22 protein-coding genes are annotated in these 24,088 nt (G+C 59.8%); 8 read left to right on the top strand and 14 right to left on the bottom strand.

Going from position 1 to position 24,088, the window contains the following annotated elements; all coding sequences use genetic code 11:
• Positions 1–143 precede the first annotated feature (143 nt).
• Together GAL_RS04580 and GAL_RS04575 are read right to left on the bottom strand one after the other, a co-directional pair.
• On the bottom strand, positions 144–797 hold the full coding sequence (locus GAL_RS04580) for an aminotransferase class IV family protein (protein WP_024096413.1): 654 nt from the start codon (positions 795–797) through the stop codon (positions 144–146).
• Positions 740–1,891, bottom strand: coding sequence for an aminodeoxychorismate synthase component I (locus GAL_RS04575; protein ID WP_024096412.1), 1,152 nt, complete (start codon positions 1,889–1,891; stop codon positions 740–742). The genes GAL_RS04580 and GAL_RS04575 overlap by 58 nt, the downstream gene beginning before the upstream one ends.
• 188 nt (positions 1,892–2,079) lie before the next feature.
• Between GAL_RS04575 and carB the strand changes: the two genes are divergently transcribed.
• The gene (gene carB / locus GAL_RS04570; protein ID WP_024096411.1) at positions 2,080–5,439 is read left to right on the top strand and encodes a carbamoyl-phosphate synthase large subunit; all 3,360 of its coding nucleotides are present in this window, start codon (positions 2,080–2,082) and stop codon (positions 5,437–5,439) included.
• An 81-nt stretch (positions 5,440–5,520) separates the two neighbouring features.
• On the opposite strand, the gene GAL_RS04565 is transcribed toward carB, so the two are convergent.
• Positions 5,521–6,402, bottom strand: a complete 882-nt coding sequence (locus GAL_RS04565; RefSeq protein WP_024096410.1) for a LysR family transcriptional regulator — start codon at positions 6,400–6,402, stop codon at positions 5,521–5,523.
• Positions 6,403–6,520: 118 nt separating this feature from the next.
• On the opposite strand from GAL_RS04565, the gene GAL_RS04560 reads away from it, so the two are divergent.
• Positions 6,521–7,828: a serine hydroxymethyltransferase gene (locus GAL_RS04560; protein ID WP_024096409.1), complete on the top strand. Its 1,308-nt coding sequence runs from the start codon at positions 6,521–6,523 to the stop codon at positions 7,826–7,828.
• Positions 7,829–7,956: 128 nt separating this feature from the next.
• Here GAL_RS04560 and GAL_RS04555 read toward each other — a convergent pair whose 3' ends face one another.
• From GAL_RS04555 to GAL_RS04540, 4 genes are all read right to left on the bottom strand, one after another.
• Positions 7,957–8,670, bottom strand: a complete 714-nt coding sequence (locus GAL_RS04555) for a trypsin-like serine peptidase (RefSeq protein ID WP_024096408.1) — start codon at positions 8,668–8,670, stop codon at positions 7,957–7,959.
• Positions 8,671–9,261: 591 nt separating this feature from the next.
• Positions 9,262–12,306, bottom strand: coding sequence for an efflux RND transporter permease subunit (locus GAL_RS04550; protein WP_024096407.1), 3,045 nt, complete (start codon positions 12,304–12,306; stop codon positions 9,262–9,264).
• An 11-nt stretch (positions 12,307–12,317) separates the two neighbouring features.
• Positions 12,318–13,361, bottom strand: coding sequence for an efflux RND transporter periplasmic adaptor subunit (locus GAL_RS04545; protein WP_024096406.1), 1,044 nt, complete (start codon positions 13,359–13,361; stop codon positions 12,318–12,320).
• Between the two features lie 3 nt (positions 13,362–13,364).
• Entirely contained in the window at positions 13,365–13,862 is a 498-nt protein-coding gene (locus tag GAL_RS04540; protein WP_024096405.1) for a MarR family winged helix-turn-helix transcriptional regulator, read from the bottom strand.
• Between the two features lie 210 nt (positions 13,863–14,072).
• Here GAL_RS04540 and GAL_RS04535 point away from each other — a divergent pair, with 210 nt between their 5' ends.
• The gene (locus tag GAL_RS04535; protein ID WP_024096404.1) at positions 14,073–15,197 is read left to right on the top strand and encodes a beta-ketoacyl-ACP synthase III; all 1,125 of its coding nucleotides are present in this window, start codon (positions 14,073–14,075) and stop codon (positions 15,195–15,197) included.
• 100 nt (positions 15,198–15,297) lie between these two features.
• Here the strand turns inward: GAL_RS04535 and arsH are convergent, their stop codons facing one another.
• Both arsH and GAL_RS04525 read right to left on the bottom strand, forming a co-directional pair.
• Positions 15,298–16,047 (bottom strand): arsenical resistance protein ArsH, encoded by a 750-nt coding sequence (gene arsH, locus GAL_RS04530; RefSeq protein WP_024096403.1) that lies wholly within the window; start codon positions 16,045–16,047, stop codon positions 15,298–15,300.
• A gap of 1 nt (position 16,048) precedes the next feature.
• Complete coding sequence (locus tag GAL_RS04525; RefSeq protein WP_014875370.1) at positions 16,049–16,510, bottom strand: hypothetical protein; 462 nt, start codon at positions 16,508–16,510, stop codon at positions 16,049–16,051.
• Between the two features lie 372 nt (positions 16,511–16,882).
• Between GAL_RS04525 and GAL_RS04520 the strand changes: the two genes are divergently transcribed.
• Positions 16,883–17,482 carry a thymidine kinase gene (locus GAL_RS04520; protein ID WP_024096402.1) on the top strand — a complete coding sequence of 200 codons (600 nt, stop codon included), beginning with the start codon at positions 16,883–16,885 and terminating at the stop codon, positions 17,480–17,482.
• Between the two features lie 61 nt (positions 17,483–17,543).
• Here GAL_RS04520 and GAL_RS04515 read toward each other — a convergent pair whose 3' ends face one another.
• From GAL_RS04515 to GAL_RS04495, 5 genes are all read right to left on the bottom strand, one after another.
• Positions 17,544–18,470: a 2-hydroxyacid dehydrogenase gene (locus GAL_RS04515; RefSeq protein WP_024096401.1), complete on the bottom strand. Its 927-nt coding sequence runs from the start codon at positions 18,468–18,470 to the stop codon at positions 17,544–17,546.
• Positions 18,471–18,496: 26 nt separating this feature from the next.
• Entirely contained in the window at positions 18,497–18,835 is a 339-nt protein-coding gene (locus GAL_RS04510; RefSeq protein ID WP_024096400.1) for a tRNA-binding protein, read from the bottom strand.
• Positions 18,828–19,655 (bottom strand): pyrroline-5-carboxylate reductase, encoded by an 828-nt coding sequence (proC, locus tag GAL_RS04505; protein WP_024096399.1) that lies wholly within the window; start codon positions 19,653–19,655, stop codon positions 18,828–18,830. The genes GAL_RS04510 and proC overlap by 8 nt, the downstream gene beginning before the upstream one ends.
• A 57-nt stretch (positions 19,656–19,712) precedes the next feature.
• Positions 19,713–20,213, bottom strand: coding sequence for a type III secretion system chaperone family protein (locus GAL_RS04500; RefSeq protein ID WP_024096398.1), 501 nt, complete (start codon positions 20,211–20,213; stop codon positions 19,713–19,715).
• A gap of 375 nt (positions 20,214–20,588) precedes the next feature.
• Complete coding sequence (locus GAL_RS04495; RefSeq protein ID WP_014875376.1) at positions 20,589–20,837, bottom strand: accessory factor UbiK family protein; 249 nt, start codon at positions 20,835–20,837, stop codon at positions 20,589–20,591.
• 96 nt (positions 20,838–20,933) lie between these two features.
• Here GAL_RS04495 and lgt point away from each other — a divergent pair, with 96 nt between their 5' ends.
• The 4 genes from lgt to GAL_RS22635 all read left to right on the top strand — a co-directional run bounded on the left by lgt (position 20,934) and on the right by GAL_RS22635 (position 24,010).
• A complete protein-coding gene (gene lgt / locus GAL_RS04490; protein ID WP_024096397.1) occupies positions 20,934–21,836 on the top strand; it encodes a prolipoprotein diacylglyceryl transferase in 903 nt (300 codons plus the stop codon).
• Complete coding sequence (locus tag GAL_RS04485) at positions 21,833–22,900, top strand: class I SAM-dependent methyltransferase (RefSeq protein ID WP_024096396.1); 1,068 nt, start codon at positions 21,833–21,835, stop codon at positions 22,898–22,900. Before lgt ends, GAL_RS04485 begins: the two co-directional genes overlap by 4 nt.
• Positions 22,897–23,664: a peptidoglycan editing factor PgeF gene (gene pgeF / locus GAL_RS04480; protein ID WP_024096395.1), complete on the top strand. Its 768-nt coding sequence runs from the start codon at positions 22,897–22,899 to the stop codon at positions 23,662–23,664. Before GAL_RS04485 ends, pgeF begins: the two co-directional genes overlap by 4 nt.
• A gap of 193 nt (positions 23,665–23,857) precedes the next feature.
• Positions 23,858–24,010 (top strand): hypothetical protein, encoded by a 153-nt coding sequence (locus GAL_RS22635; protein ID WP_024096394.1) that lies wholly within the window; start codon positions 23,858–23,860, stop codon positions 24,008–24,010.
• The last annotated feature ends 78 nt before the right edge of the window (positions 24,011–24,088 follow it).

The raw sequence follows: 24,088 nt of genomic DNA, 5'->3' as shown, positions 1-24,088 counted from the left end.
ACATGACCGGGCGGGCCGTCAATCGGGAGATGCGCCAGAACGGCGCGGAATTCGTCCGGGGTGGTACACTAGGTTGCGGCGGCGTTGTCAAGCAAACTGGGTGATTTCCACGTGGTCTGACGCCTGAAACCCCCAGTTCCCCACTATACCAGCCGTGCCGGGATCAGCCCCCGCAGGGAGTTGCCCATATGGATGGCCTTTGCCTGCTTTAGATCCTGAAGCCTCAGCACAGCCTCCTCGCACCTCCCCTGCTCCAGCAGCACCTGTCGCAGGACACCCGGCAGCAGGCCACAGGACAGTGGCGGAGTGACCATCTGCCCATCCGGGAGAGTGACAAAGAGATTGGTGATTGTGCCCTCGCAAAGCTCATCGCGTGTGTTCAGAAACAGCAGCTCATCCACGCCGCCCGGCAGTGCTGCGCGCGCATCATCGTAGAGTGCGCGACGGGTGGTTTTGTGCTGCAGCCAAATATCCCCCGCGTCCAGCTGAGTCTCGGCGATGCCAAGATTCCATTGCGCCGGTGTCTGGCCTAGCGGCGCTGTGACCAGCGCCAGCTGCCCATCCACGTTCAGCGTGAGCCGATAGCGCAGCGGTGCCGTGCCCGTCACCTCAGCCAACATGCGCTCCGCCTCTTCAGGATCAAAGGCAAGGTCAAAGGCCGCCGCGCTGCGCGCCATCCGGGCCAGATGCTGCGACAGATGCCGGACCCCCTGCCCCGGATGCCAGCCCAGCGTCTCGATCAGGCGGAAAGCGGGATCGTTCTGGATGGTGTCACACGGGCGAACCGGGCTTTCCATAGCGCTTCCTCATATTCGGATTCTGCGGTGCTGTCCCAAACAACGCCGCCGCCCACATTGAGCGTCGCGCGCCCCTCTTCCAGCATCAGCGTGCGGATCGCCACGTTGAACTCGGACGATCCGTCCGGCGCCGCCCAACCGATTGTGCCGCAGTAGATATCGCGCGCCCAGGGTTCCAGATCCGCCAGTATCTCCATCGACCGAATTTTTGGTGCGCCGGTAATGGATCCGCAGGGGAACAGCGCCGCGAAGATCTCTGCCAACCCGGCGTCGGGGCGCAATTTGGCGCGCACCATGGAAACCATCTGATGCACCGTCGCATAGCTCTCAACGGCAAACAACTCGGGCACATGAACCGAACCGGTCGCAGCCACGCGAGAGATGTCATTGCGCAAGAGATCAACAATCATCAGGTTTTCAGCGCGGTTTTTCTCATCCTGACGCAGAAAGTCGCGGCGGCGGGCATCCTCCACCGGATCAGCGCTGCGCGGCTGGGTGCCTTTCATCGGGCGGGTCTCAATCATGCCATTGATATCGGTGCGGAAAAACAGCTCCGGCGAGCGCGACAACAGATCCGGCAGGCCATCCTGTTCGACCAGAACGCCATGACCCACCGTCTGTTTGGCCTGCAAGGCGGCATAGAGTTCTACGGCGGTGCCATAGGCCGCAGCATCAATCGGGAAGGTCAGATTGGCCTGATAGATGTCGCCCTTGCCGATATTGCGGTGCACTTCTGCGAAGGCCTGGGCATAGCGCTCATAGGTCCATCGGGGGGTGATGCCCTCCAAACCCGCATCGCCAGCGGATAGGTCCGGCGATGCCCGATCCGTTTCAGAGGAGGGTTCATCATAAACCCCGAAGCAGATCAGCGGCAGCCGCCGGTCCCTTGGCATCCGGCTCGCCAGTTTCGGCTCGAGCGCGTAGCCCAGCTCATACGACGCGTAGCCCGCCAGCCAGTGCCCGGCATCGCGGGCCGCATCCAGCGCGGCGAGCGCACCAGGCACGTCGTCAGGTCCCTCTGCACGGATCATACGCAGAGGCGACTCAAAATATGTCTCGGCCCCCTTTGGCCCCTGATCAAAGCGAATCCGCACGTCTTCCTGCTCCGTCTGTCTAGCCTCCCCACATATATCCGTTCGCTATGCGAACAAAAGCCATGGAAGCGGCATTTCCAATTCGGTTTCCGATCCCCCTTGAACCTTTCGGCGCGGTCCCTATAACGCAGGACAATTTGGGCGCACGGGGGTGCCCATGACTCGCGCAAATCAGAGGGATTCAGGCCATGCCGAAAAGAACCGATATCCAATCGATCATGATCATTGGTGCGGGGCCGATCATCATTGGCCAAGCCTGTGAGTTTGACTACTCAGGCGCGCAGGCCTGCAAGGCCCTTCGTGAAGAAGGCTACCGGGTCATTCTGGTGAATTCGAACCCGGCGACAATCATGACCGACCCGGGGCTGGCGGATGCCACCTATATCGAGCCGATTACACCTGAGGTGGTTGCCAAAATCATCGAAAAGGAACGTCCCGACGCGCTGCTGCCCACAATGGGCGGGCAGACCGGCCTGAACACAGCCCTGGCGCTGGAAGAGATGGGCATACTGGCCAAATTCGACGTTGAGATGATCGGCGCCAAGCGTGAAGCCATTGAAATGGCAGAAGACCGCAAGCTGTTCCGTGAAGCGATGGATCGGCTGGGTCTGGAAAACCCCCGCGCCACAATCATCACCGCGCCGAAGAAAGAGGGCGGCACTGCCGATCTCGACGCCGGTGTGCAGATGGCGCTGGACGAGTTGGAAGATATCGGCCTGCCCGCAATCATTCGCCCTGCCTTTACCCTCGGTGGGACCGGCGGCGGTGTGGCCTACAACCGCGAAGATTACATCCATTTCTGCCGCTCCGGCATGGATGCCTCACCGGTCAATCAGATCCTTGTGGATGAGAGCCTGCTGGGCTGGAAAGAGTACGAAATGGAGGTGGTGCGCGACACCGCCGACAACGCGATTATCGTCTGCTCGATCGAGAATATTGATCCCATGGGCGTGCACACGGGTGATTCGATCACCGTGGCCCCGGCGCTGACGCTGACCGACAAAGAATACCAGATGATGCGCTCTGCCTCGATTGCGGTGCTGCGCGAGATTGGCGTGGAAACTGGCGGGTCCAACGTGCAGTGGGCGGTGAACCCTGCTGATGGCCGCATGGTGGTGATCGAGATGAACCCGCGCGTATCGCGCTCCTCGGCGCTGGCCTCCAAGGCGACCGGCTTCCCGATTGCCAAGATCGCCGCAAAGCTGGCGGTTGGCTTCACGCTCGATGAGCTGGACAATGACATCACCGGTGTGACCCCGGCGTCGTTTGAGCCAAGCATCGACTATGTCGTCACCAAGATCCCGCGCTTTGCGTTTGAGAAATTTGCAGGCTCAGAGCCCTATCTGACCACCGCGATGAAATCTGTGGGCGAGACCATGGCCATTGGCCGTACCATCCATGAGAGCCTGCAAAAGGCGCTGGCCTCGATGGAAACCGGGCTCACAGGCTTTGATGAGGTGGCTATCCCCGGCGCCGAAGATGAGACCGACGGCAAGGCTGCGGTGATCAAAGCGATCAGCCAGCAGACCCCGGACCGGATGCGCACCATCGCCCAGGCGATGCGCCATGGCTTGTCCGATGATGACATCCAAGCGGTCACCAAATTCGACCCCTGGTTCCTGGCCCGGATCCGCGAAATCGTTGACGCCGAAGCCAAGATCCGCGCCGAAGGCCTGCCCCAGGACGAGCAGGGTCTGCGCGCGATCAAGATGCTAGGCTTCACCGATGCACGTCTGGCAAAACTGACCGACCAGAGTGAGAGTGATGTGCGCCGCGCCCGCCGCGACGCTGGCGTCACCGCTGTCTTCAAGCGGATCGACACCTGCGCGGCTGAGTTCGAGGCGCAGACCCCCTATATGTATTCCACCTATGAGGCCCCGGCCTTTGGCGATGTGGAATGCGAGGCGCGCCCGTCAGACAAGAAAAAAGTCGTCATCCTCGGCGGTGGCCCGAACCGGATTGGTCAGGGGATCGAGTTCGACTATTGCTGCTGCCACGCCTGTTTTGCGCTGACCGACGCAGGCTATGAGACCATCATGATCAACTGCAACCCGGAGACCGTGTCGACCGACTATGACACCTCTGACCGGCTGTATTTCGAACCGCTGACGTTTGAGCATGTGATGGAGATCCTGACCAAGGAGCAGGAAAACGGCACCCTGCACGGCGTCATCGTCCAGTTCGGCGGCCAGACCCCGCTGAAGCTGGCCAATGCGCTGGAAGAGGAAGGCATTCCGATCCTCGGCACCTCGCCTGACGCCATTGACCTGGCCGAAGACCGCGAGCGGTTCCAAGCGCTGGTCAACCAGCTGGGTCTGAAGCAGCCGCATAACGGCATTGCCTCCACCGATGCACAGGCGATTGAGATCGCAGAAGAAATCGGCTTCCCGCTGGTGATCCGACCGTCTTACGTTCTGGGCGGCCGCGCGATGGAGATCGTGCGCGATATGGACCAGTTGAAGCGCTACATCGCCGAGGCGGTTGTGGTCTCCGGGGACAGCCCGGTTCTGCTCGACAGCTATCTTGCAGGCGCGGTGGAACTGGACGTTGATGCAATCTGCGACGGTACGGATGTACATGTGGCCGGCATCATGCAGCATATTGAAGAAGCAGGCGTTCACTCCGGGGACAGCGCCTGCTCGCTGCCGCCCTATTCGCTCTCGAAAGAGGTGATTGCAGAGGTCAAAACACAGACCAATGCGCTGGCCAAGGCACTGAATGTGGTTGGTCTGATGAACATCCAGTTTGCGGTGAAACCCGATGCCGACGGCAATGAGGTGATCTACCTCATTGAGGTGAACCCACGGGCCTCGCGCACCGTGCCGTTTGTGGCGAAATCCACCGACAGCGCAATTGCCTCTATCGCCGCCCGCGTGATGGCCGGTGAACCGCTGTCGAATTTCCCCAAGCGCGCGCCTTATGAACCGGATGCCGGCTATGACGTCAACGTGCCGATGGCCGACCCAATGACGCTGGCGGATCCCGACATGCCATGGTTCTCGGTGAAAGAAGCGGTACTGCCCTTTGCCCGCTTCCCCGGTGTCGATACGCTGCTGGGGCCTGAGATGCGCTCCACCGGTGAGGTCATGGGCTGGGACCGCAGCTTTGCCCGCGCCTTCCTTAAGGCGCAGATGGGCGCCGGAATGGTGCTGCCCTCCGAAGGGCGCGCCTTCATTTCGATCAAGGATGCCGACAAGGGCACATTGATGCTGGATGCGGCAAAAATCTTGGTGGAACAAGGCTTTACCCTGGTGGCAACACGCGGCACTCAAAGCTGGCTGGACGGCCATGGCGTGCCCTGCGAGCTGGTCAACAAGGTCTATGAGGGCCGCCCACATGTGGTCGATATGCTGAAGGACGGCAACGTCCAACTGCTGATGAACACCACAGAAGGGGCACAGGCCGTGCAGGACAGCAAGGACATGCGGTCCGTCGCGCTTTATGACAAGATCCCCTATTTCACCACCGCCGCCGGCGCCAATGCCGCCGCCCGCGCGATCAAGGCGCAGGCCGAAGGTGACGTTGAGGTGAAGAGCTTGCAGGGCTGATTTGCCGACAGTGGCAGAACACGAACCATTCAAAAGGCCCCGCCATCGCGTCGGGGCCTTTTTGCTAACGCAACTGTCTCTCTATTTCAGTAGCCCCAATATGGTCTCATGCGCCGGGCCTCTTCTGGCGCGCGGTGGCTGGACAAGGATAAGCTGGCGCCCACTGTCAGCGCTGAGATCTTTGAACGGACACATCAGGCTGCCCTGTTCCAGCGCATCAGCAACCAATGCCTCATGCCCCATCAGCACACCGGCTCCGGCAATCGCCTGCTGCAGGGCCAGACTGTAGAGCGAATAGGCTGGGCCGCTGTCGACATTTGGCAGAACAAGCCCGGTGCTCTTGCTCCACTGCGTCCAATCCGCTGCCCAGGTCTGATCCTGCAACAGGGCGACCTGTGACAGGTCTTCCGGATGGTTCAGCCCCGCAGCAACCACCGGAGCGCAAACCGGAAAGATCCGGTCACCCTGCAGAACCAGCGCTGCCTCTGGGCGCTCCTCGGGTGATGCGTAAAATACTGCGAAATCAAAAAGTTCACGGTTGAGATTTGGAGGTTCCTCCATCGCCGTGACAGAGATTTTCAAACCCGGCAGCGCCCTGCGCAATCGATCCAGCCGCTGCGGCAGCCAAAGTTGTGCAATGGAAGGCAAGGCGGCGATATGCAGCTCCTGCACCGGTCGTAGCGACCGCAAGGCCTGCGTCGCCGCGCCGAGGGCATCAAATGCAGCGACGAAGCTTGGCAACAGCGCCTGCCCCGCCGAGGTCAGCAACACCCCCTGCGGGTTACGCTGAAACAAAGGCGTGCCCGTCCAGTCTTCCAGCGCCTTTACCTGCTGCGATACTGCACCGGGGGTCACCCCCAGTTCCTGTGCCGCAGCAACGAAACCGTTGAGGCGCGCAGCAGCCTCAAACGCCCGCATCGCGTTCAGAGGTGGGCCTTTGGGGCGTGGAGGAGAGACAGACATGGCAGCTCGCTTCAGGCTTAGTTTTTCTACGTCAACAAATAGCAAATCTGATTTGCCCGGTCACGCCTATCGGACGCAAGGTGAGCACAGACAGAGCTATCCATAGATGGAGGATCAGATGCGACAAGCGCCCAACAGCTGGCTTCCCGAAGCGAGCATCACCCGGATCGAGGACATCACCCACGCCACGGCCGGTGCAGCGTCTGATCAATTGCTGGATCGTATCGCGACGCTGGTCGAAGAAAACCGTGTCATTCATGAAGAGGAGTGCTTCAACCTCAACCCTGCCACCAATGTGATGAACCCGAAGGCAGAGGCGTTGCTTGCCTCCGGTCTAGGGTCACGCCCGTCGCTGGGACACCCCGGTGACAAATATGAGATGGGGTTAGAGGCCATTGAAGAAATCGAGGTCATTGCGGCCCGTCTTGCCTGCGAGGTCTTTGATGCGGAATTTTCCGAAATCCGGGTGCCGTCCGGCGCGCTCGCCAATCTCTACGGGTTTATGGCGACCTGTCGACCCGGCGACACCATCATCGCACCGCCCGCCAGCATCGGTGGACATGTGACCCATCACGCGGCTGGCTGCGCCGGGCTTTACGGGCTACGCAGTATTGCGGCACCCGTGCTCGAAGATGGTTATACCGTCGATCTGGAGGCCCTTCAGCAGCTCACAGAGCGGGAACGCCCCAAGCTGATCACCATCGGCGGCAGTCTCAACCTGTTTGAACACCCCGTCGCAGGCGTGCGGGCCATTGCTGACCAGGTTGGCGCCAAAGTCATATTTGACGCGGCCCATCAATGTGGGATCATTGCGGGAAAGGCTTGGGCCGATCCGCTGGCCGAGGGCGCCCATTTCATGACCATGAGCACCTACAAGAGCCTTGGTGGCCCTGCCGGTGGGTTGATCGTCAGCAACGACGCCGAAATCGCCAAGGCTCTGGACAGCATCGCCTTTCCCGGCATGACGGCGAATTTTGATGTGGCAAAATCCGCAGCCCTCGCGGTGACCCTGCTGGACTGGCGCGATCACGGCCGGGCCTATGCGTCCGAAATGATTGCGATGGCAAAGAGCCTTGCAATGGCGCTGGAGGCAGAAGGCCTGCCGCTGTTCAAAACTGCCGACGGCATCACCATGTCCCATCAGTTTGCGCTGCGCGCCGAGGCCTATGGCGGCGGGCAGGCTGCATCGAAGCTACTGCGAAAGAGCGGATTTCTGGCCTGCGGTATCGGCCTGCCCCTGCCTGCGGTTGAAGGCGATATGAACGGTCTGCGGATCGGCACGCCAGAACTGGTGCGCTGGGGCATGACGAGCAAGGACTCCGCTGCACTGGCTGCGCTGGTCGCGGCCGCTTTGCGCGGGGAGGCAGTGTTGGATCAGGTTTCGGCTTGGCGGCGGCAGTTTGATCGGCTTCATTTCATTCACTGACGTGGCTCCCGATCTGCAAAACGCAAAACCCCCGAAGCAGATGCTCCGGGGGTTTTGTCTGACTGGACGCTGCCCACCTCCCACAGACGCTTTTGTGGGAAACGGAGCGGAGGCTGGGCAGGCCCAGCTCAGCCTGCGCGGCGCATTAGCCTGCGCAGCGATCCATCAAAGGTGGTGGCCAGCGACACCCGCTTGCGACCGATCTGAGCCTTGGCGGAGATCACCGAAACCAGCAGCGGCGCGCCGCCTTTGCGCATCTGAAGCACTGGCGAACCGGAAGCGCCATATTCTACTCGACAGGAGGTCACCAGAGTTTCGCTTCTGGTCGACAGGATCCGGCAGCCTTTTTCACGGGCCGGGCGAGTGGCCTGATTGACGGTGTAGGAGAGTACATCGACACTGTCGCCCGGCGTAGGCGCTGCGGCCAATACGAAGGGACGGATCTGACTGCCTGCAATCGGACGATCCAGACGCAAAACCGCGATATCGCTGCCCGCTTCGCTACGGCTGGACCAGTTGTGACGATATCCGGGATGGACAACGGCTTTCACCACACGGCGCGATGCCTTCGCTCTGCGCCCATTGAGGCCGGCCTCGAATTTGATATTTCGGGGATTCACGGCCTGTCCGGTTTGCGGATTATAGAGACAATGCGCAGCTGTCAGCACCAGATTGGGTGCGATCAGACTGCCGGTACACATATTGCGTCCGGCGATGTTGAGCCGCCCGACGGCTTCCCACCCCTGCACGGCCCTGACCCCTGAGGACTGCGCCTCGGCAGAAAGGCTAAAGGTTGTACTTGAAATAATAGCGGCGGCGATAAGCCCGATAATGCGTTTCATGGTCCACTCCTATTTTTCCCACATCGCCATCTTCGGGGTCGGCTGAGGCTGGAATGCGGCTCGGAGTTGTGGAGAGCTGTCAGAAAAACGCGCAGAATGTGACGTGTTTAACAATCAGTTAACGCGTGCGATTATTGCGGCCACAGGACTGCCGCAGCTCTATATTTTCCTTAACCTCTCTGAACGTTTTTAGAGAAACTTCGCTCAAACATCGGGAAAAATGTCATTTTTCCAGCAAGGATTTCAGTGCGGTTTTCCCTGTGGATACGGGCCTGGCGTTGAAATCTGGAAAGGAATCGCGGGGATTAAGGCGGAATTTGGCCCGCCCAACCGGCAATTGGGGCGAATCCTGTCAGCGCTTTGCCAGCGCCTAAGTCTTAAGAGATCGCGCTCGGGTCATCGCAGGGTTTTGGGGCCGAAATACCAACCGCCACACCGGTATCTGCCCTGGACAGGGACCGTGCCACGTAGCCCATGCCAGTGCAAAACCTATCCAGCGGAGCCAATCCCGCAATCAGAAGGTGATCTACACAACAAAAAAGCCCCGGTTCTATAAACCGGGGCTTTCTCTTGAGATATCAGGCGCCGTGATCAGGCTGCGGCGGCCTGCTCACGCTTTTCATCCCGCGCGAAGAAGATCAGGTAGAATACTGGCGCGGCAACCAGTGTCAGCACCGTGGCAAAGGCCAGCCCCCCCATGATGGTGATCGCCATCGACACGAAGAAGGCATCGGTCAGCAGCGGCACCATCCCGAGAATGGTCGTCACAGCCGCCAGCATCACCGGACGCAGACGTGAGACAGACGCCTCGACGATGGCCTCACGCATGGGTTTGCCTTCGGCACGCACCAGATCAATCTCCTCGACCAATACGATACCGTTTTTGATCAGCATCCCAGACAGGCTGAGCAGGCCAAGCAGCGCAGTAAAGGTGAAGGGAAGCCCAGTCCCGAGAAGACCGATCACCACACCATTCACTGACATTGGCACCAGCAACCAGATAATGATCGGCTGGCGAATGGCATTGAACAGCAGAACGGAGATCAGCACCATAATGAGGATTGTAACCGGTAGCTGCTTACCTAGGCTGGCATTCGCTTCGGCAGAATCCTCATGCTCTCCCCCCCATTCCATAGTGTACCCGGCCGGCAGCGCAATCTCTTCAATAGTGCTCTGCACCTGAGAAAAAACAGTGGCCGCGGTCAGGTCCGCCTGAATATCCGCGCCGACAGTCAATGTCGGTACCCGATCGCGGCGGCGGACAAGTGTATTCTCCACCACGATATCCACACCGTCGATCATCTGTTCAACGGGCACGAATTTACCAGCCGCTTCGGAGAACACCAGTTGATCCATTAGGTTATAGTTGCCGGTATCTTCGCGACGCAGGACAATAGGGATCAAGCGATCGCGTTCCCGGAATATACCGGCACTCAAACCATCGGTCGAGAACTGCAAGGTATCCGCAATTGCTTCACGCGTGACACCAGCCGTCTGTGCCCGATCTGTGGCATAGACCGGCTTGAGCGAGATTTCCTGCTCGCGCCAGTCTTGCCGCACACTGATGATGTCAGAGGTGGCCTGTTGCAACCTCTGCATGGCCTCATCCCCCAGCTGGCGAAGGACGCGTGGATCGGGTCCGGAAAACCGCACCTCAATCGGATCACCGCCGCCGGGACCAAAGACCAGACGTTTGGTGCGGAACTCACCCTCAGGAAAGCGCCCCTTGCCGAAGACTTCGAGATCTGCCTGTAGCGCCGGGATCGCATCCAGGCTGGTGGCCCGGATAATGAGATGCCCATAGCTCGGTGTGGGATCTTCTGCATCATAGGTCAGCATGAAACGTGTGGCACCTTCTCCGACAAATGTCGTTACGGCCACAACATCTTCCCGTTCTTCCAGCCAGCCCTCAAAGACACGCATATGCTCAGAGGTTGTTCCTATCGACGTGCCTTGTGGCAGCTTGTAGTGCACGAAGAACAGCGGCGTGTTGGAATTCGGGAAAAACTGCTGTTTTACCTGCCCAAAGCCAATGAAACACAACACAGTGATTGCCAAAAGGCCCGGCACCACGAACCAGCGTAGTTTCAACGAAAGCCGCAGAATCTTGCTGTATACGCGGAACAGGGTCCCGGAATAGGCATCATGATCGTCGCCGCTTCCCTGTTTAAAGAAGTAGTGAGCCAGCAGCGGCGTTGCCGTCAGTGCCAGAAGCCAGCTGAGCAGCAGCGAAATGCCAATCACCGCAAACAGCGAGAACATGAACTCACCGGTCGCATCCGGGCTGAGGCCGATACCGGCAAAGGCCATGATACCAATCACGGTGGCACCCAGCAGCGGGATCTGGGTCTTGGAGGCGGCTTCATGCGCGGCTTCGCGAGAGTTTCGCCCATGCGCCATGGAGATCTGCATCCCCTCGGCCACAACAATCGCGTTGTCCACCAGCATCCCCATCGCAATGATCAACGCCCCGAGTGAGATCCGCTCCATTTCGATGGCAAAGAAATTCATGAACATCAACGTGCCGACAACCGTCAGCAGAAGGGTTGCGCCCACAACAATTGCGGCGCGCCAGCCCATGAAGATCGCCAGAACGACCACCACGATGCCAACAGACATCGCAAGGTTCACAAGAAAGGAGCTGGACGCCTCATCTACGACGACGTGTTGCTGGTAGATCGGCTTTAATTCAACCCCGTAAGGGATCTGGCTATCAAGCTCGGCAAGTCGCGCATCAACACGTTGACCCACTTCAACGATGTTTTCGGTCTCCAACCCGGCGACGCCCATGGTGAAGGCCTCGACACCATTGAATCGGATGATTTGTGATGGCTCATCCACGCGACCGCGATACACATCCGCCATATCAACGATATTGACGACCTCGCCCTGTGATCCAATCGTCAAGCCCGCGATTTCAGTGACCGAGTCCGAGCCTTCCGGCGCGCTGATGCGAGTCCGGGCGGGGCCATTGTCAACCTCACCGGCAGAGCGAACGGAGTTGGCTGTCGCCAGTGCATTGGACACCGCGCTGATCGGAATATTCTGGTTAACCGTGATCGCCATCTTGGGCTCAACAAAGATTGCTTCTTCCGGTAGGCCTGCGATCTCCACGTCAGCAACCCCATCCACGGCAAGCAGTTCACGTCGCAGGAAGGTCGCCATTTCGTGACGCTCCGCATCGGTGAAGCCTTCAGCTGTGACGGCGTAGAAAACGCCAAACACATCCCCGAACCCATCATTGACGAACGGTGTGCTGACGCCCTCCGGCAGCTCGCGTGCAGCGTCTCCGATCTCACTGCGTAGCTTCGTCCAGATATCCGGCAGCTCGGTGCCGTCATAGGTATCCTGCATCTCAACATCGATGCGTGACAGCCCCGGCTGGTTCATGGACTTAATGAGTTTTACCTCACCCATTTTCTGAATGGCAGATTCCAGTGGTTCTGACACCTCCAGCGCAACCTGCTCGGCACTGGCACCCGGATATTGGGTGATGACCACCGCCTGCTTGATGGTAAAGGCCGGATCTTCAAGTCGACCAAGGTTCACGAACCCCCATATCCCGCCGAACAAGGCGGTCAGCATGATGATCCAAGTATAGAGCGGCCGATTGATCGACCCGCGTGCAATATCCATGAGATCCGCCCTCAGTTGGTGAAGCCGGTGAAGCGGCGTACGGCCTCACCATCGGCGAGCGTGCTGCCACCGGTCAGCACGATTTCTTCACCGCCCTGAAGACCGGAGGTGATCTCAATCTGGCCACCATCGGTGGCGGAGGTTTCAACCTTGGTCCAGGTCACGGTGCCCTCATCCTCACCTTTGGGTGAAAACAGCATTACACCGGTCTCCCCATTGGCTTTGGGAACAATTGCGGTGGGCGGAACAACGATGGCCGATACGCCGGTATCCACGGTCACCCGAACCGTCGTGGACGCGCCGGGGAAGATCTGACGATCCTTCGGCGGGTCCAGGCGGAAGGTCACGCGATAGGTCTGGCCAACACTGCTGGCCTCTGCGTCGAATTCCAGGATTTCCAGCGGATATGCTGTATCACCACCCGGGAAGGTTGCGGTGATTGTCAGGGCATCATTGTCTTCCCCCTGTTGGAACAGCACTTCAGGCACGTCGACCTCAATGTGGAGTTCCGACATGTCGTGCAGGCGCACAACCGGCGCGCCTGCGCTGACAGTGCTGAACAACGCCACTTCACGGCTGGAAACCAGCGCATCAAAAGGAGCGTTCAGAGTTGCATGTTCCAACGCGTAATCAGCATCCCGCAGGGCAATCCGTGCCAGACCCGCCTGGGTCTCGGCATCGTCGATGGAGACCTGGCTGACGGTACCAGTCAGTTTTTCCAGACGCGTGACCGTGCGATCCGCCTGTTCTTTTTGCAACTGGGCCTGGCCAAGCTTCAGCTCAAAAGGTTCGAGGTCCAGTTCAGCAACCAGCGCCCCCTTCGGCACAAAGGCACCTTCGGTCACGGGAAATTTCACCACCTGACCGCCAACCTGGAATGCCAGATCAACCGTTTCCTTGGCGGCGACCTGACCGTAGAACTCGCGGTGGATTGGCATTGCACCGGACTGTGTTTCCATCAGTTTGACTGGTTTCAGGACATCCGCGGCAACTGCCGGTCCCCCCGCCAACATCAGCGCGGCGATACCGGCGATGACTCTCGAACTCAGCTGCATAAGTTACTCCTTCCGAAGCGGATTCGCGTCCGCCGCTACAACAGTGTCATGGATTTTGGCCGAAAGGGCCGCAAATTGTTGGATTTCGTCCGGATCCAGCCCGGAAATGCGCTGAAACAGCTCTGACATCGCCGCCACCAGGCGATCCCGCTTGATCAGACCATCTGGCGTCAGTGACAAAAGCCAGGCGCGCCGGTCCTGAGGATCACGGCTACGCCGGATCAGCCCTTGCCGTTCAAGACGATCTGCTGCCGCGGTCACCGAAGAGGGAACCGTCTGCAGCATTCGTGCCAACTCCCCCATACGGGATGGGGTGCCAAGGCGCACCAGTATGTGGCATTCCATACGGCTCAATTCCGGGACTTCAATGCTGTCTTCGATGCAGGCATCAATGCGCCAATAGAGCGCAAACACACCTAACATCGCGCAGACCTCTGGACGGATTTCGCCCGGATGCTGGCCAGTGTCATCGTCAAAGATCTTGTCGGATTCTCGAATCATTCCGCCACCGCCTTCAGTGCGCATATACTTCAAAATTCGAACTATTCAAGGAGGGAAGTTTCCTGACTGCCTCAAACCGACCACAGCGCCCTGCCCGCGGCGTTGACGTAGGGGCCACTATTGCCAGGAACAAAGGGGCAGACTTGACCTGACTGGGGGAAGATGCCCAGATATGCAGCACTTTTTGAAAACCACCCGAAGGTCCAGCGCATGTTCACACCCGCCATCACCGGCACGGGCGTCTTCACCCCGTCACAGACGATCACCAATGCCGAGCTGGTCGCGGCATTCAATGCCTACGCAGACAAGACCAATGCCAAAAATGCCGAGGCGATTGCCGCTGGCGAAATGGAGCCGCTGGCGCATTCCTCCGAGGAGTTCATCCTCAAAGCCTCCGGCATCGAACAGCGTTACGTGATGGACAAAAGCGGCGTTCTGGACCCTGAGGTGATGCACCCACTGCTGCGCCAACGTGCCGATGATGAGCCGTCAATCATGGCGGAGATGGCGCTGGATGCCGCCAAGAAGGCGCTGGCGCAGGCAGGCAAGACCGCTGCGGATGTTGATGCCGTAATCTGCGCCGCTTCCAATATGGAACGCGCCTATCCTGCGCTGGCAATCGAAATTCAGGAGCTGCTGGGCATTGAGGGCTTTGCCTTTGACATGAATGTCGCCTGTTCCTCGGCAACCTTTGGTATTCAAGCTGCTGCCGATATGGTGCGGTCGGGGTCGATCCGTTCGGCACTGGTGGTGAACCCGGAGATTTGCTCCGGCCATCTGGAATGGCGCGACCGCGATTGTCACTTCATCTTTGGCGATGTGGCGACTGCGACCCTGATCGAGCGCAGCGAAGACGCAACGGGAGCCTATTTCGAGATCCTGTCGACCCGCTGTGCCACCAGTTTCTCCAACAACATCCGCAACAACAATGGCTACCTCCGCCGCTCCCGCCCGGACGGCGTCGAGGATCGCCGCGACATGCAGTTCATGCAGAACGGGCGTAAGGTATTTAAAGAAGTGCTGCCGATGGTGAGCCAGCATATCGCCGAGCATATGGAGGCCGAAGGGGTTGCAAACACCGACCTGAAGCGGCTCTGGCTGCATCAAGCGAATAAGACGATGAATGATTTCATCGGCAAGAAAGTCCTCGGCCGCACGCCGGAGGCCGGTGAACAGCCCAATATCCTGCAGGACTACGCCAATACATCCTCAGCCGGGTCAATCATCGCTTTCTCAAAATACTCAGATGATTTGGCCGCGGGAGATCTTGGGCTGATCTGTTCGTTTGGGGCAGGCTATTCCGTGGGTTCAGTGATCCTGCGCCGCGTTGCCTGAGCCTTCGCAGGCTCGCCCCAGTACACAACATGAGCCATAGAAAAAAGCCTGCCGAGTGTGGCAGGCCTTTTTCGTGGAACGGTGCGACAGACGGGTCGGACTATTTCTGCGACACCCGCTGATGCACGGCTTCGACATCTTCAACCCGCTCGGAATAGCGGTCGACTAGGTAATCCTTGCGGCCACGGGTCAGCCAGGTGAATTTCACCAACTCTTCCATCACATCGACAACCCGGCGATAGAACGGCCCGTCAGGCAGTCGCTCGCCCTCGCCAAATTCCAGCCAGGCCTTGGGTATAGAGGACTGGTTGGGAATGGTGATCATCCGCATCCAACGGCCCAGAATGCGCATCTGATTGACCGCATTGAAGGATTGTGACCCGCCGGAGACCTGCATCACTGCCAGCGTCTTGCCCTGCGTGGTGCGGATGCCGCCTTTCAGCGACAGCGGCAGCCAGTCGATCTGCGTTTTCATAATGCCGGTCATTGCGCCATGGCGTTCGGGGCTGGACCAGACCATGCCCTCGCTCCAGACCACCAGATCGCGCAGTTCGCTGACCTTGGGATGCCCCTCGGATCCCTCATCATCCGGCAGGGGCAATCCGCTCGGATCAAAGATCCGCGTTTCACAGCCCAGCGCACGCAGGATTCGCGCGGCCTCCTCGACGACTTTTCGTGAATAGCTTACAGACCGTAACGACCCGTAGAGGAGCAAAATGCGCGGTGGATGCAGCGGGTCGCCCCCCGCTGCCAAACCAGCAACATCAATCTGTGGCAATGCGGCATCGACAAGGGCAGGTAGATCCTCGGCCGCTCGTGCTTCAGGCGTCGCGGCCTTCCCCGTTGACATCTCAGCCACTCTCTTCTTCCAGATGCAGTTTCATATCCAGCAGCACCTGCTGCAGCATCACAGTTTCACGCAGCAGTCGCTTGGCCTCGTTGATGGTGATAATTCCATCGGCCATCGCCTCCTGATACTCACTCATCAAGGTGGCGAAGCGCTGGCTCAGCGCGATAACGTCCGCATTGACACCGCCACTGCGGGCCTCTGACGCGGGGCTCGCCTCGCAATACGACAGCGTAATGTTTTTCAGATCCGCCAGACCAGAGGTCACATGCGGAAAGGATGCTGCCGCCTCAAGCTTGGCCACCGCATCAACCGGCATGAAGCGATCGGCGTGTTCGGCATTATCCGAATAATACCGCCCGAGCGTCGCCTTGGATTTCCCTGTGATCTGGCAGGCCGCCTCGATCCCCACATCCTTGACCAACGCCTCGGTGTGTTTTTTTAGATAAGTACCTATGTCTGCCATATAAATTCTACCTGCATATGACCGCTTCCCCATTGGGGAAGAAACGCGTTAATTTCCCATTCACGACACTTAAAGGAAATGCGAACCTATTTCTATCCCTAACGTTTTAAGGGACTTACAGCGCTGATCCAGGTCTTACGACAGGGAAATGTGTTGGGGGCGGAGGCGTGTTTCGTGAGCCTTCGCTGGTGGGCAATTTCCGTCCAGTTTGCGCCCTGCCGCGAGTGTCGTGTGGTTCGTTTCTCGGGTTGTTTCACCTCGAACCGGCATCAGCGTGCAGGGCGCTTCATTTAAAACGGAATACCCGCAGATCATGCTGCCACCGGTGAAAAAACCGTTTCCTCCGGGATGCACTGCGGCTAAATCAGCCCCATGGCCAAGCTTTATTTTCACTACTCCACCATGAATGCCGGCAAATCGACGGTGCTCTTGCAAGCCTCGCATAACTACCGCGAGAACAATATGGACACCTATTTGCTGACCGCAGCGCTGGATGATCGCGCCGGTCAGGGGCGGATCGCCTCTCGCATCGGGATTGGTGCGGAGGCGGATATGTTTCGCCCTGGCGAGAACCTGTTTGACAAGGTAGCCAACCGTCTGTCGACGGGTCCGGTCGCCAGTATCTTTGTCGATGAGGCGCAGTTTCTGTCTCCGGATCAGGTCTGGGATCTGGCGCGGGTGGTCGATGATCTGCGGGTGCCGGTGCTGTGCTACGGGTTACGAGTGGATTTTCAGGGCAAACTGTTCCCCGGCTCGGCGACACTGCTGGCGCTCGCCGATGAAATGCGCGAGGTGCGCACCATCTGTCACTGCGGCAAGAAGGCAACCATGGTGATCCGGCAGGATGATCAGGGGCGGACCATCACTGAGGGCGCTCAGGTACAGATCGGCGGCAATGAAACGTATGTGTCGCTCTGCCGTCGCCACTGGCGACAGGCCACGGGCGATCTGCCTGCAGAGACGTCTGACTGACGTACTCAGACCAAAACTAAGGTGGGGCGCATACTCTCCGCGCCCTGGCCTTTGCGCTTTATCAAACTGGCGAAATCAGCGGCTTCCCAGCCAGGAAGGCCGCCACATTGTCCAGCGCCAGATGCCCCATATCGCTGCGCACCTCTTCCGTGGCGGTGCCCAGATGCGGCAGGAGCGTAACCTGCTCCATCTGTCGCAGCGCCTGCGGCACCTCTGGTTCGAACTCATAGACATCCAGCCCGGCCCCGGCGATCTGACCCGCCTGAAGGGCCGCAATCAGAGCTGCCTCATCCACGACCTCGCCACGAGCGATATTGATCAACAGCGCCTCAGGCCGCATCGCAGCCAGAACCTCGGCGTCGATCAGGTGTCGGGTCTCCGCACCGCCGGGCACCGCCAGCACCAACACATCGACACTTGCCGCCAAGGCATTCAGGCTGTCGGCCCGGACCACCGGAAAGCCCGGTGATTTTTCACTGCGCGCCAGATAGCTGACCGACATGCCAAAACCGAAGTGACAGCGCCGCGCTATCGCCTCACCAATACGACCGAACCCTACGATACCCACATGTTTGCCTGTCAGATGCAGCCCCAGCATCTGGGTTGGATGCCAGCCCTGCCATTGACCGGAGCGAACCAGTCGCTCCCCCTCACCCGCGCGGCGCGCCGTCATCAGCATCAGCGTCAGCGCGGTATCGGCGGTGGCATCGGTGACCGCACCCGGAGTATTGCTGACCAAGACCCCCGCAGCCTCAGCCGCAGCGACATTGATGTGATTGTAACCAACCCCGAAATTGGCCAGCAGCCTGCAGCGCGGCGCGGGCACACCCGCAAAACTGGCCGCATCGAACTGATCCCCGAGCGTGGGCACAACAATGTCAAAGTCGCGAAGGGCACGCTGGCGTTCTGCCGCACTCAACGGTGTGGTGTCCTGTCGGATCTCAACATCAAACTCCGCACGTGCACGCGCCTCAACCGCCGCCGTCATCGGGCGGGTGATCCAGAGTTTTCCGCTCAATGCATGCGCCCCCCGATTGGCACCGCGCCATCAGGACCGATCAGCACGATCTCTCCGCTGTCATCAGGCAGTCCCAGAACCAGCACTTCTGACATGAATTTGCCGATCTGGCGGGGTGGGAAATTAACCACCGCCATCACCTGTTTTCCCAAGAGTTTTTCCGGGGTGTAATGCGCAGTGACCTGCGCAGAGGTTTTCTTCACGCCGATTTCATCGCCGAAATCCACCCACATCTTGATCGCGGGCTTGCGGGCCTCGGGGTAGTCCTCAGCACGCACAACTTCGCCGACACGGATATCGACCTTCAGAAAATCGTCAAAACTGATGTTATCCACGAGACAGCTCCTTTGATCGGCTGGAGGCCGCCGCCACCGCACGCCGCAGCAAGGGTGGGAAGCCGTCATCCTTATCCATTAGTACCTCCAACGCAGCCTGAGTGGTGCCATTGGGGCTGGTTACATTCACACGTAGCTCTGCTGGGGTCTCCTCCGCCGCTTCCGCCAGCGCGCCTGCGCCCGCCACCGTGGCCTTGGCCAACTGCATGGCAAGATCCGCCGGAAGCCCCTCGGCCTCCCCGGCGGCAGCAAGGGTTTCAATCAGGTGAAAGACATAGGCCGGGCCGGAGCCGCTGACCCCGGTAACCGCATCCATCTGTGCCTCACCCTCCAGCCGGACAGTCTGGCCGATGGCCTGCAGCAGCGTCTCCGCGCGGGTCACATCATCCGCAGAGGCGCAAGTATTGCCGATGATGGCGGTAATCCCGCGTCCGACAGCCGCCGGCGTGTTCGGCATTGCCCGCACAATTGGCGTCTCGGCCCCTAGCAGGGTTTCATAGGTGGCAATCGACGTGCCGGCGGCCACGGAGATAAACAACGTCTCGCCATTGCCCAGCTGTTGCAACTGCGGCAATGCCTCGCCCATCATCTGCGGCTTGACCGCAATCAACACGATCCCCGGCGCATCGGCACCAGCCTCGGGCAGCGGCGCGTTGATATGAACACCGCTCTGGCGCAGCCAATCGGATGGGTTTGGGTCAATCACCGAGACGCGATCAGGTGATACTCCCTGATCAAGCCACCCGGCCAGCATCGCCGAGCCCATCTTACCGCAGCCCAATAGCACAATACCGCGCGCTGCGATCTCTGATACCTGCATCCTTTCCCCTCCCCTGATCGGATCTCCGGCCCCATACGGGACCGGTTCGGGAAAGGTTTACGCCCGCCCGTAAGCCTCTGCAATGGCGACCTGAAGCGCGTCACGCGGCGACTGCCCGCCCCAGACCATCAATTGGATGGCCGGGTAGTAGCGTTCGCAATTGGCGACTGCGGAGTTGATCAATGTGTCGATCTGCTCCGGGCTTGCCACCTGCCCGCCGGTCAGCACCAACCCGTAACGGTAAAGCATCAGCTTGTGATCGGGCCAGAAGGTAAAACCACCCGCCCAGCACTGATCATTCATCTCATTGATCAGCTCATATAGCCTTGGCAGCTGGTCCTTCGGCGGCTCCATTTCAAAACTGCATACCATCCGCAGGGTTTCTTCATAGCCGGACCACGCGAGTGTCAGCGAATAGGTTCGCCACTGGCCTTCCACCGCCATGGCGATCTGGTCGTCGCCAATACGGTCGAAATCCCAATCATGGTCCGAGGCCAGATGTTCGACGATGTCGATAGGGTGAATTTCGTCTTCCAAAAAATGTTCGGAAAGAGCCATATTGCCACCTCTCTGATCTCTAGCAAAAGAGATGCGGGGCACCCCCAATTGCTAGCGGCCTGCTCAATAAGGAGAGGAGACGTTCCTCTTCTCCTACTAGATATGGTGGAGGCAGAGAGAGAGTCTGGCAACCCTTTATTTGGGGATAACTGCAATAAGTTGTGGACGAATGCCCCGCATACTCAAAATATCGTGACAAAAGCTGTGAGCCTGCACGGCGGCGGTCTCACACCGTCGAACGCTGACCCTTGCGGCCAAAAATCCGCGAAAAAATAGCGCGCCACCCGGAATGGGCCGCGCGCCGTCAAATGTTGCAGATCGGATATTTTGACGCTGATTGGCGGCTTCTGCCTGCCCCTCAGCCTGCGATCGCGCTCAGTCGGATTTACCCGCTTCCAGCGCATCAAGCCGGGCTTTCAGCGCCTCGTTCTCCTCGCGCGCCTTCTGCGCCATGGCGCGTACGGCGTCGAATTCCTCACGGGTCACAAAATCGCGATCCGCCAGCCAACGGTCGATCAGCCCCTTCATGGCGGTTTCCGCCTCTTCCCGCGCGCCATGGGCTACACCCATCGCATTGGTCATCAGCTGGGAAATATCGTCCATGATCTTGTTGCGAGTCTGCATTGTCTTCTCCATGTCTGCCTTGCCCCCTATATGGGCATCAACACCGGCGGCGGCAAGCCGTTGACACCGCAGCCCCCGCAGAGGCATTGACGGCATATGATCGCACTCACGCTCCCCTTCCCCGACCTGACCCCGGAAATATTCACGATTGAGCTGTTTGGCAGCCAATTTGCCCTGCGCTGGTATGCGCTGGCTTATATCGTTGGCATTGTCATCGCCTGGCGGCTGGCCGTCGCCGCCCTGCGGCGCACCGCACTTTGGCCTGCGGGCCAACCACCGATGCGGCCAGCACAGGTCGAAGACCTGCTGACCTGGATCATCCTAGGTGTCATTCTGGGCGGTCGGCTTGGCTATGTGCTGTTTTATCAGCCCGGCTATTATTTGGAGAACCCCACAGAGATCCTGCGCATCTGGCAGGGAGGGATGGCCTTTCACGGCGGGCTTCTCGGAGTCATTTTCGCCACCTGGGTCTATGCGATTCGCAATCAGATCCCGCGTCTGCAGATTGCCGATCTGGTGGCTCATACGGTGCCGCCGGGGTTGCTGTTGGGGCGGCTTGCGAATTTCAACAATGCCGAACTCTGGGGGCGCACAACGGATCTGCCCTGGGGCGTGGCCTTTCCGGGACGCGCAGCGCAGTCCTGCGGTCAGGCAGTGGGAGAGATCTGCGCGCGCCACCCCTCGCAACTTTATGAGGCGCTGCTGGAAGGGCTCATCCTCGGCGCGGTTCTGCTGTGGCTGGTCTATCGCCGCAATGGCTTGCGCCATCCCGGTCTGGTCACCGGCGTGTTTCTCGCAGGCTATGGCGCGGCGCGGTTCATGGTCGAATTTGTACGCCAACCAGATGCCCAGTTCGTGACCATCGACAACCCGCTGGGGCTAGCCTGGCACATCGGTGGATACGGGCTTACCATGGGGCAGTTCCTGTCACTCCCGATGATTGCCATCGGTGTCGTTCTGGTCCTGCGCAGCCGTCGCCCGTCAACGGTGCCCGCATGACCCTGAATGACTGCATCGCGAGCCGCATCCGTGCAGAGGGGCCAATCTCGGTTGCGGACTACATGGCGGAGGCGCTGCTGCATCCGACCTATGGCTACTACACCACCCGCGACCCGCTGGGCCGTACAGGTGATTTCATCACCGCACCGGAGATCAGCCAGATGTTCGGAGAGTTGATCGGGCTGGCATTGGCGCAGTGCTGGCTGGATCAGGGCAGCCCCAACCCGTTTACTCTGGCCGAGCTTGGCCCCGGTCGCGGCACATTGATGGCCGATTTTCTGCGGGCGACCAAACAGGTGCCGGGCTTCCATGATGCCATGCAAATCACGTTCCTTGAGGCCTCCCCCACCCTGCGCACCCAGCAGGCGGAGACCCTGAACGTTTACACCCCTCTTTGGCTCGACACGCTGGCGGCCCTGCCCGAGCAGCCGTTGTTTCTAATCGCAAATGAGTTCTTTGACGCGCTGCCGGTGCGTCAGTTCCTGCGGGATGGCGAGGGCTGGCGGGAAAAATCCGTCGGACTTCAGGATGGTGAGCTCTCTTTTGGCCTTGGGGCTGTCGCACAGCAGCCGGCGCTGGCGCATCGTCTTGAGGACACCCGCGATGACGATCTGGTGGAACTCTGCGAAGCGGCGCAGCCCATGGTGCAGACCATCGCCACCCGGATTGCAAGCCACGGCGGCGCCGCGCTGATCGTGGACTATGGCGACTGGCGCTCCCTGGGGGATACTCTGCAGGCCCTACGCGCCCATGCGCCAAGCGACCCGCTGGACGCCCCCGGCAGCGCCGATCTGACCACCCATGTTGATTTTGAGGCACTGGCGCTAACCGCGAAGGCCGCCGGTTGCAGCCATAGCCGACTGACCCCACAAGGCGTGTTTCTGGAGCGTCTTGGCATCACCGATCGCGCGCAGACACTGGCTGCGCGGCTGGAGGGGAACGCCCTGCAATCATTGATTGCCGCACATCGACGGTTGACGCACCCTGAGGAAATGGGAAACCTGTTCAAAGTGCTGGGGATTTTCCCCATGCAGGCCTCACCTCCGCCGGGATTGAACGCATGACGCTGGAAATTCTCATCTCCGATCTATTGAACGGCACCAAACACGGGTTTTTCACCCGTCGCGGTGGCGCGTCTTCGGGTATCTTTGCAGGGCTGAACTGCGGGCTTGGCTCCTCTGACCAGCGAGAGGCGGTGCAGATCAACCGGGCCCGTGTCGCCGCTGCAATGGAGGCCCCGCCAGAGGCGCTCGGCCGGGTAAATCAGGTGCATTCGGCCAATGTCCTGACCATCTCCGGCGCGCAACAGGACAATATTCAGGGCGATATTCAGGCCGATGCGATGGTCACGAATGTGCCCGGCGTGGTGCTGTCGATCCTGACGGCTGATTGCCAGCCGGTGCTGTTCCACGACGCCGAGGCAAAGGTGGTCGGCGCCGCCCATGCCGGCTGGCGTGGCACGCTGGACGGCGTGCTGGAAGCCACATTGGATGCAATGGAACAGCTGGGGGCGAGTCGTCAGAACACCCGCGCGGTTATTGGCCCCTCGATCTCGCAGCGCGCCTATGAAGTCGGCCCGGAGTTCTTTGATGACTTCATGATGCAGGATGCGGACAACGCCCGTTTTTTTGCCAATGGCGAGGGCGACCGGTATCTTTTTGACCTGCCATCGCTGGGCCTGCACAAACTCCGCAGCGCTGGCGTGGCAGAGGCGGCCTGGACGGGTCATTGCACCTATTCCGATCCGGAACGGTTCTATTCCTTCCGGCGCGCGACCCACCAAAAAGAGGCAGACTATGGGCGCCTCATTTCCTGTATCCGACTGTAAGTTTCGCGAGACACGACTGTCACAGGCTCCCCGCTACTGCGTCGCGCCCCACGCGGCGTGAGCAGCCCCGCGCATCGGCGTTCCAGCGATTTCCACAGATCGGCCACATTGCTGGCGCATTGGCGGGCGACAAAAGGTGCCAAGACAGCGCGCGGGCGACAGGAGGTTGCCCCGCCCCGACAGGAGACGCCTCATGAAACTAAAATCGCGCTTCATCAAGTCCATTGTGGCTGCTGCCAAGACCGAAGAGGTCCGCCTGCCCTGGACCCGTGGCGCCACCCGGCAAACCGCGATTGAGCACCGTCATCAAACCCCGTCGCAGCAGGCAACTGTCAAAAGCGCCTGAACTGCACCCCGGCTCACAACACGCCGGGGACGATGAATACCGGCCAGACATCGTCCACCAATGTTCTGGCCAGGCGGC

Origin of the sequence: Phaeobacter gallaeciensis DSM 26640, assembly GCF_000511385.1 — a bacterium.
GTDB lineage: Bacteria > Pseudomonadota > Alphaproteobacteria > Rhodobacterales > Rhodobacteraceae > Phaeobacter > Phaeobacter gallaeciensis.
This window is presented reverse-complemented; position numbering and strand designations above follow the sequence as displayed.

Excerpts from the sequence above, each read along its gene's own strand:
- GAL_RS04580 (WP_024096413.1), bottom strand. The coding sequence starts at position 797 with ATGGAAAGCCCGGTTCGCCCGTGTGACACCATCCAGAACGATCCCGCT.
- carB (WP_024096411.1), top strand. The coding sequence starts at position 2,080 with ATGCCGAAAAGAACCGATATCCAATCGATCATGATCATTGGTGCGGGG.
- GAL_RS04565 (WP_024096410.1), bottom strand. The coding sequence starts at position 6,402 with ATGTCTGTCTCTCCTCCACGCCCCAAAGGCCCACCTCTGAACGCGATG.
- GAL_RS04560 (WP_024096409.1), top strand. The coding sequence starts at position 6,521 with ATGCGACAAGCGCCCAACAGCTGGCTTCCCGAAGCGAGCATCACCCGG.
- GAL_RS04555 (WP_024096408.1), bottom strand. The coding sequence starts at position 8,670 with ATGAAACGCATTATCGGGCTTATCGCCGCCGCTATTATTTCAAGTACA.
- GAL_RS04550 (WP_024096407.1), bottom strand. The coding sequence starts at position 12,306 with ATGGATATTGCACGCGGGTCGATCAATCGGCCGCTCTATACTTGGATC.
- GAL_RS04545 (WP_024096406.1), bottom strand. The coding sequence starts at position 13,361 with ATGCAGCTGAGTTCGAGAGTCATCGCCGGTATCGCCGCGCTGATGTTG.
- GAL_RS04540 (WP_024096405.1), bottom strand. The coding sequence starts at position 13,862 with ATGATTCGAGAATCCGACAAGATCTTTGACGATGACACTGGCCAGCAT.
- GAL_RS04535 (WP_024096404.1), top strand. The coding sequence starts at position 14,073 with ATGTTCACACCCGCCATCACCGGCACGGGCGTCTTCACCCCGTCACAG.
- arsH (WP_024096403.1), bottom strand. The coding sequence starts at position 16,047 with ATGTCAACGGGGAAGGCCGCGACGCCTGAAGCACGAGCGGCCGAGGAT.
- GAL_RS04525 (WP_014875370.1), bottom strand. The coding sequence starts at position 16,510 with ATGGCAGACATAGGTACTTATCTAAAAAAACACACCGAGGCGTTGGTC.
- GAL_RS04520 (WP_024096402.1), top strand. The coding sequence starts at position 16,883 with ATGGCCAAGCTTTATTTTCACTACTCCACCATGAATGCCGGCAAATCG.
- GAL_RS04515 (WP_024096401.1), bottom strand. The coding sequence starts at position 18,470 with ATGACGGCGGCGGTTGAGGCGCGTGCACGTGCGGAGTTTGATGTTGAG.
- proC (WP_024096399.1), bottom strand. The coding sequence starts at position 19,655 with ATGCAGGTATCAGAGATCGCAGCGCGCGGTATTGTGCTATTGGGCTGC.
- GAL_RS04500 (WP_024096398.1), bottom strand. The coding sequence starts at position 20,213 with ATGGCTCTTTCCGAACATTTTTTGGAAGACGAAATTCACCCTATCGAC.
- GAL_RS04495 (WP_014875376.1), bottom strand. The coding sequence starts at position 20,837 with ATGCAGACTCGCAACAAGATCATGGACGATATTTCCCAGCTGATGACC.
- lgt (WP_024096397.1), top strand. The coding sequence starts at position 20,934 with ATGATCGCACTCACGCTCCCCTTCCCCGACCTGACCCCGGAAATATTC.
- GAL_RS04485 (WP_024096396.1), top strand. The coding sequence starts at position 21,833 with ATGACCCTGAATGACTGCATCGCGAGCCGCATCCGTGCAGAGGGGCCA.
- pgeF (WP_024096395.1), top strand. The coding sequence starts at position 22,897 with ATGACGCTGGAAATTCTCATCTCCGATCTATTGAACGGCACCAAACAC.
- GAL_RS22635 (WP_024096394.1), top strand. The coding sequence starts at position 23,858 with ATGAAACTAAAATCGCGCTTCATCAAGTCCATTGTGGCTGCTGCCAAG.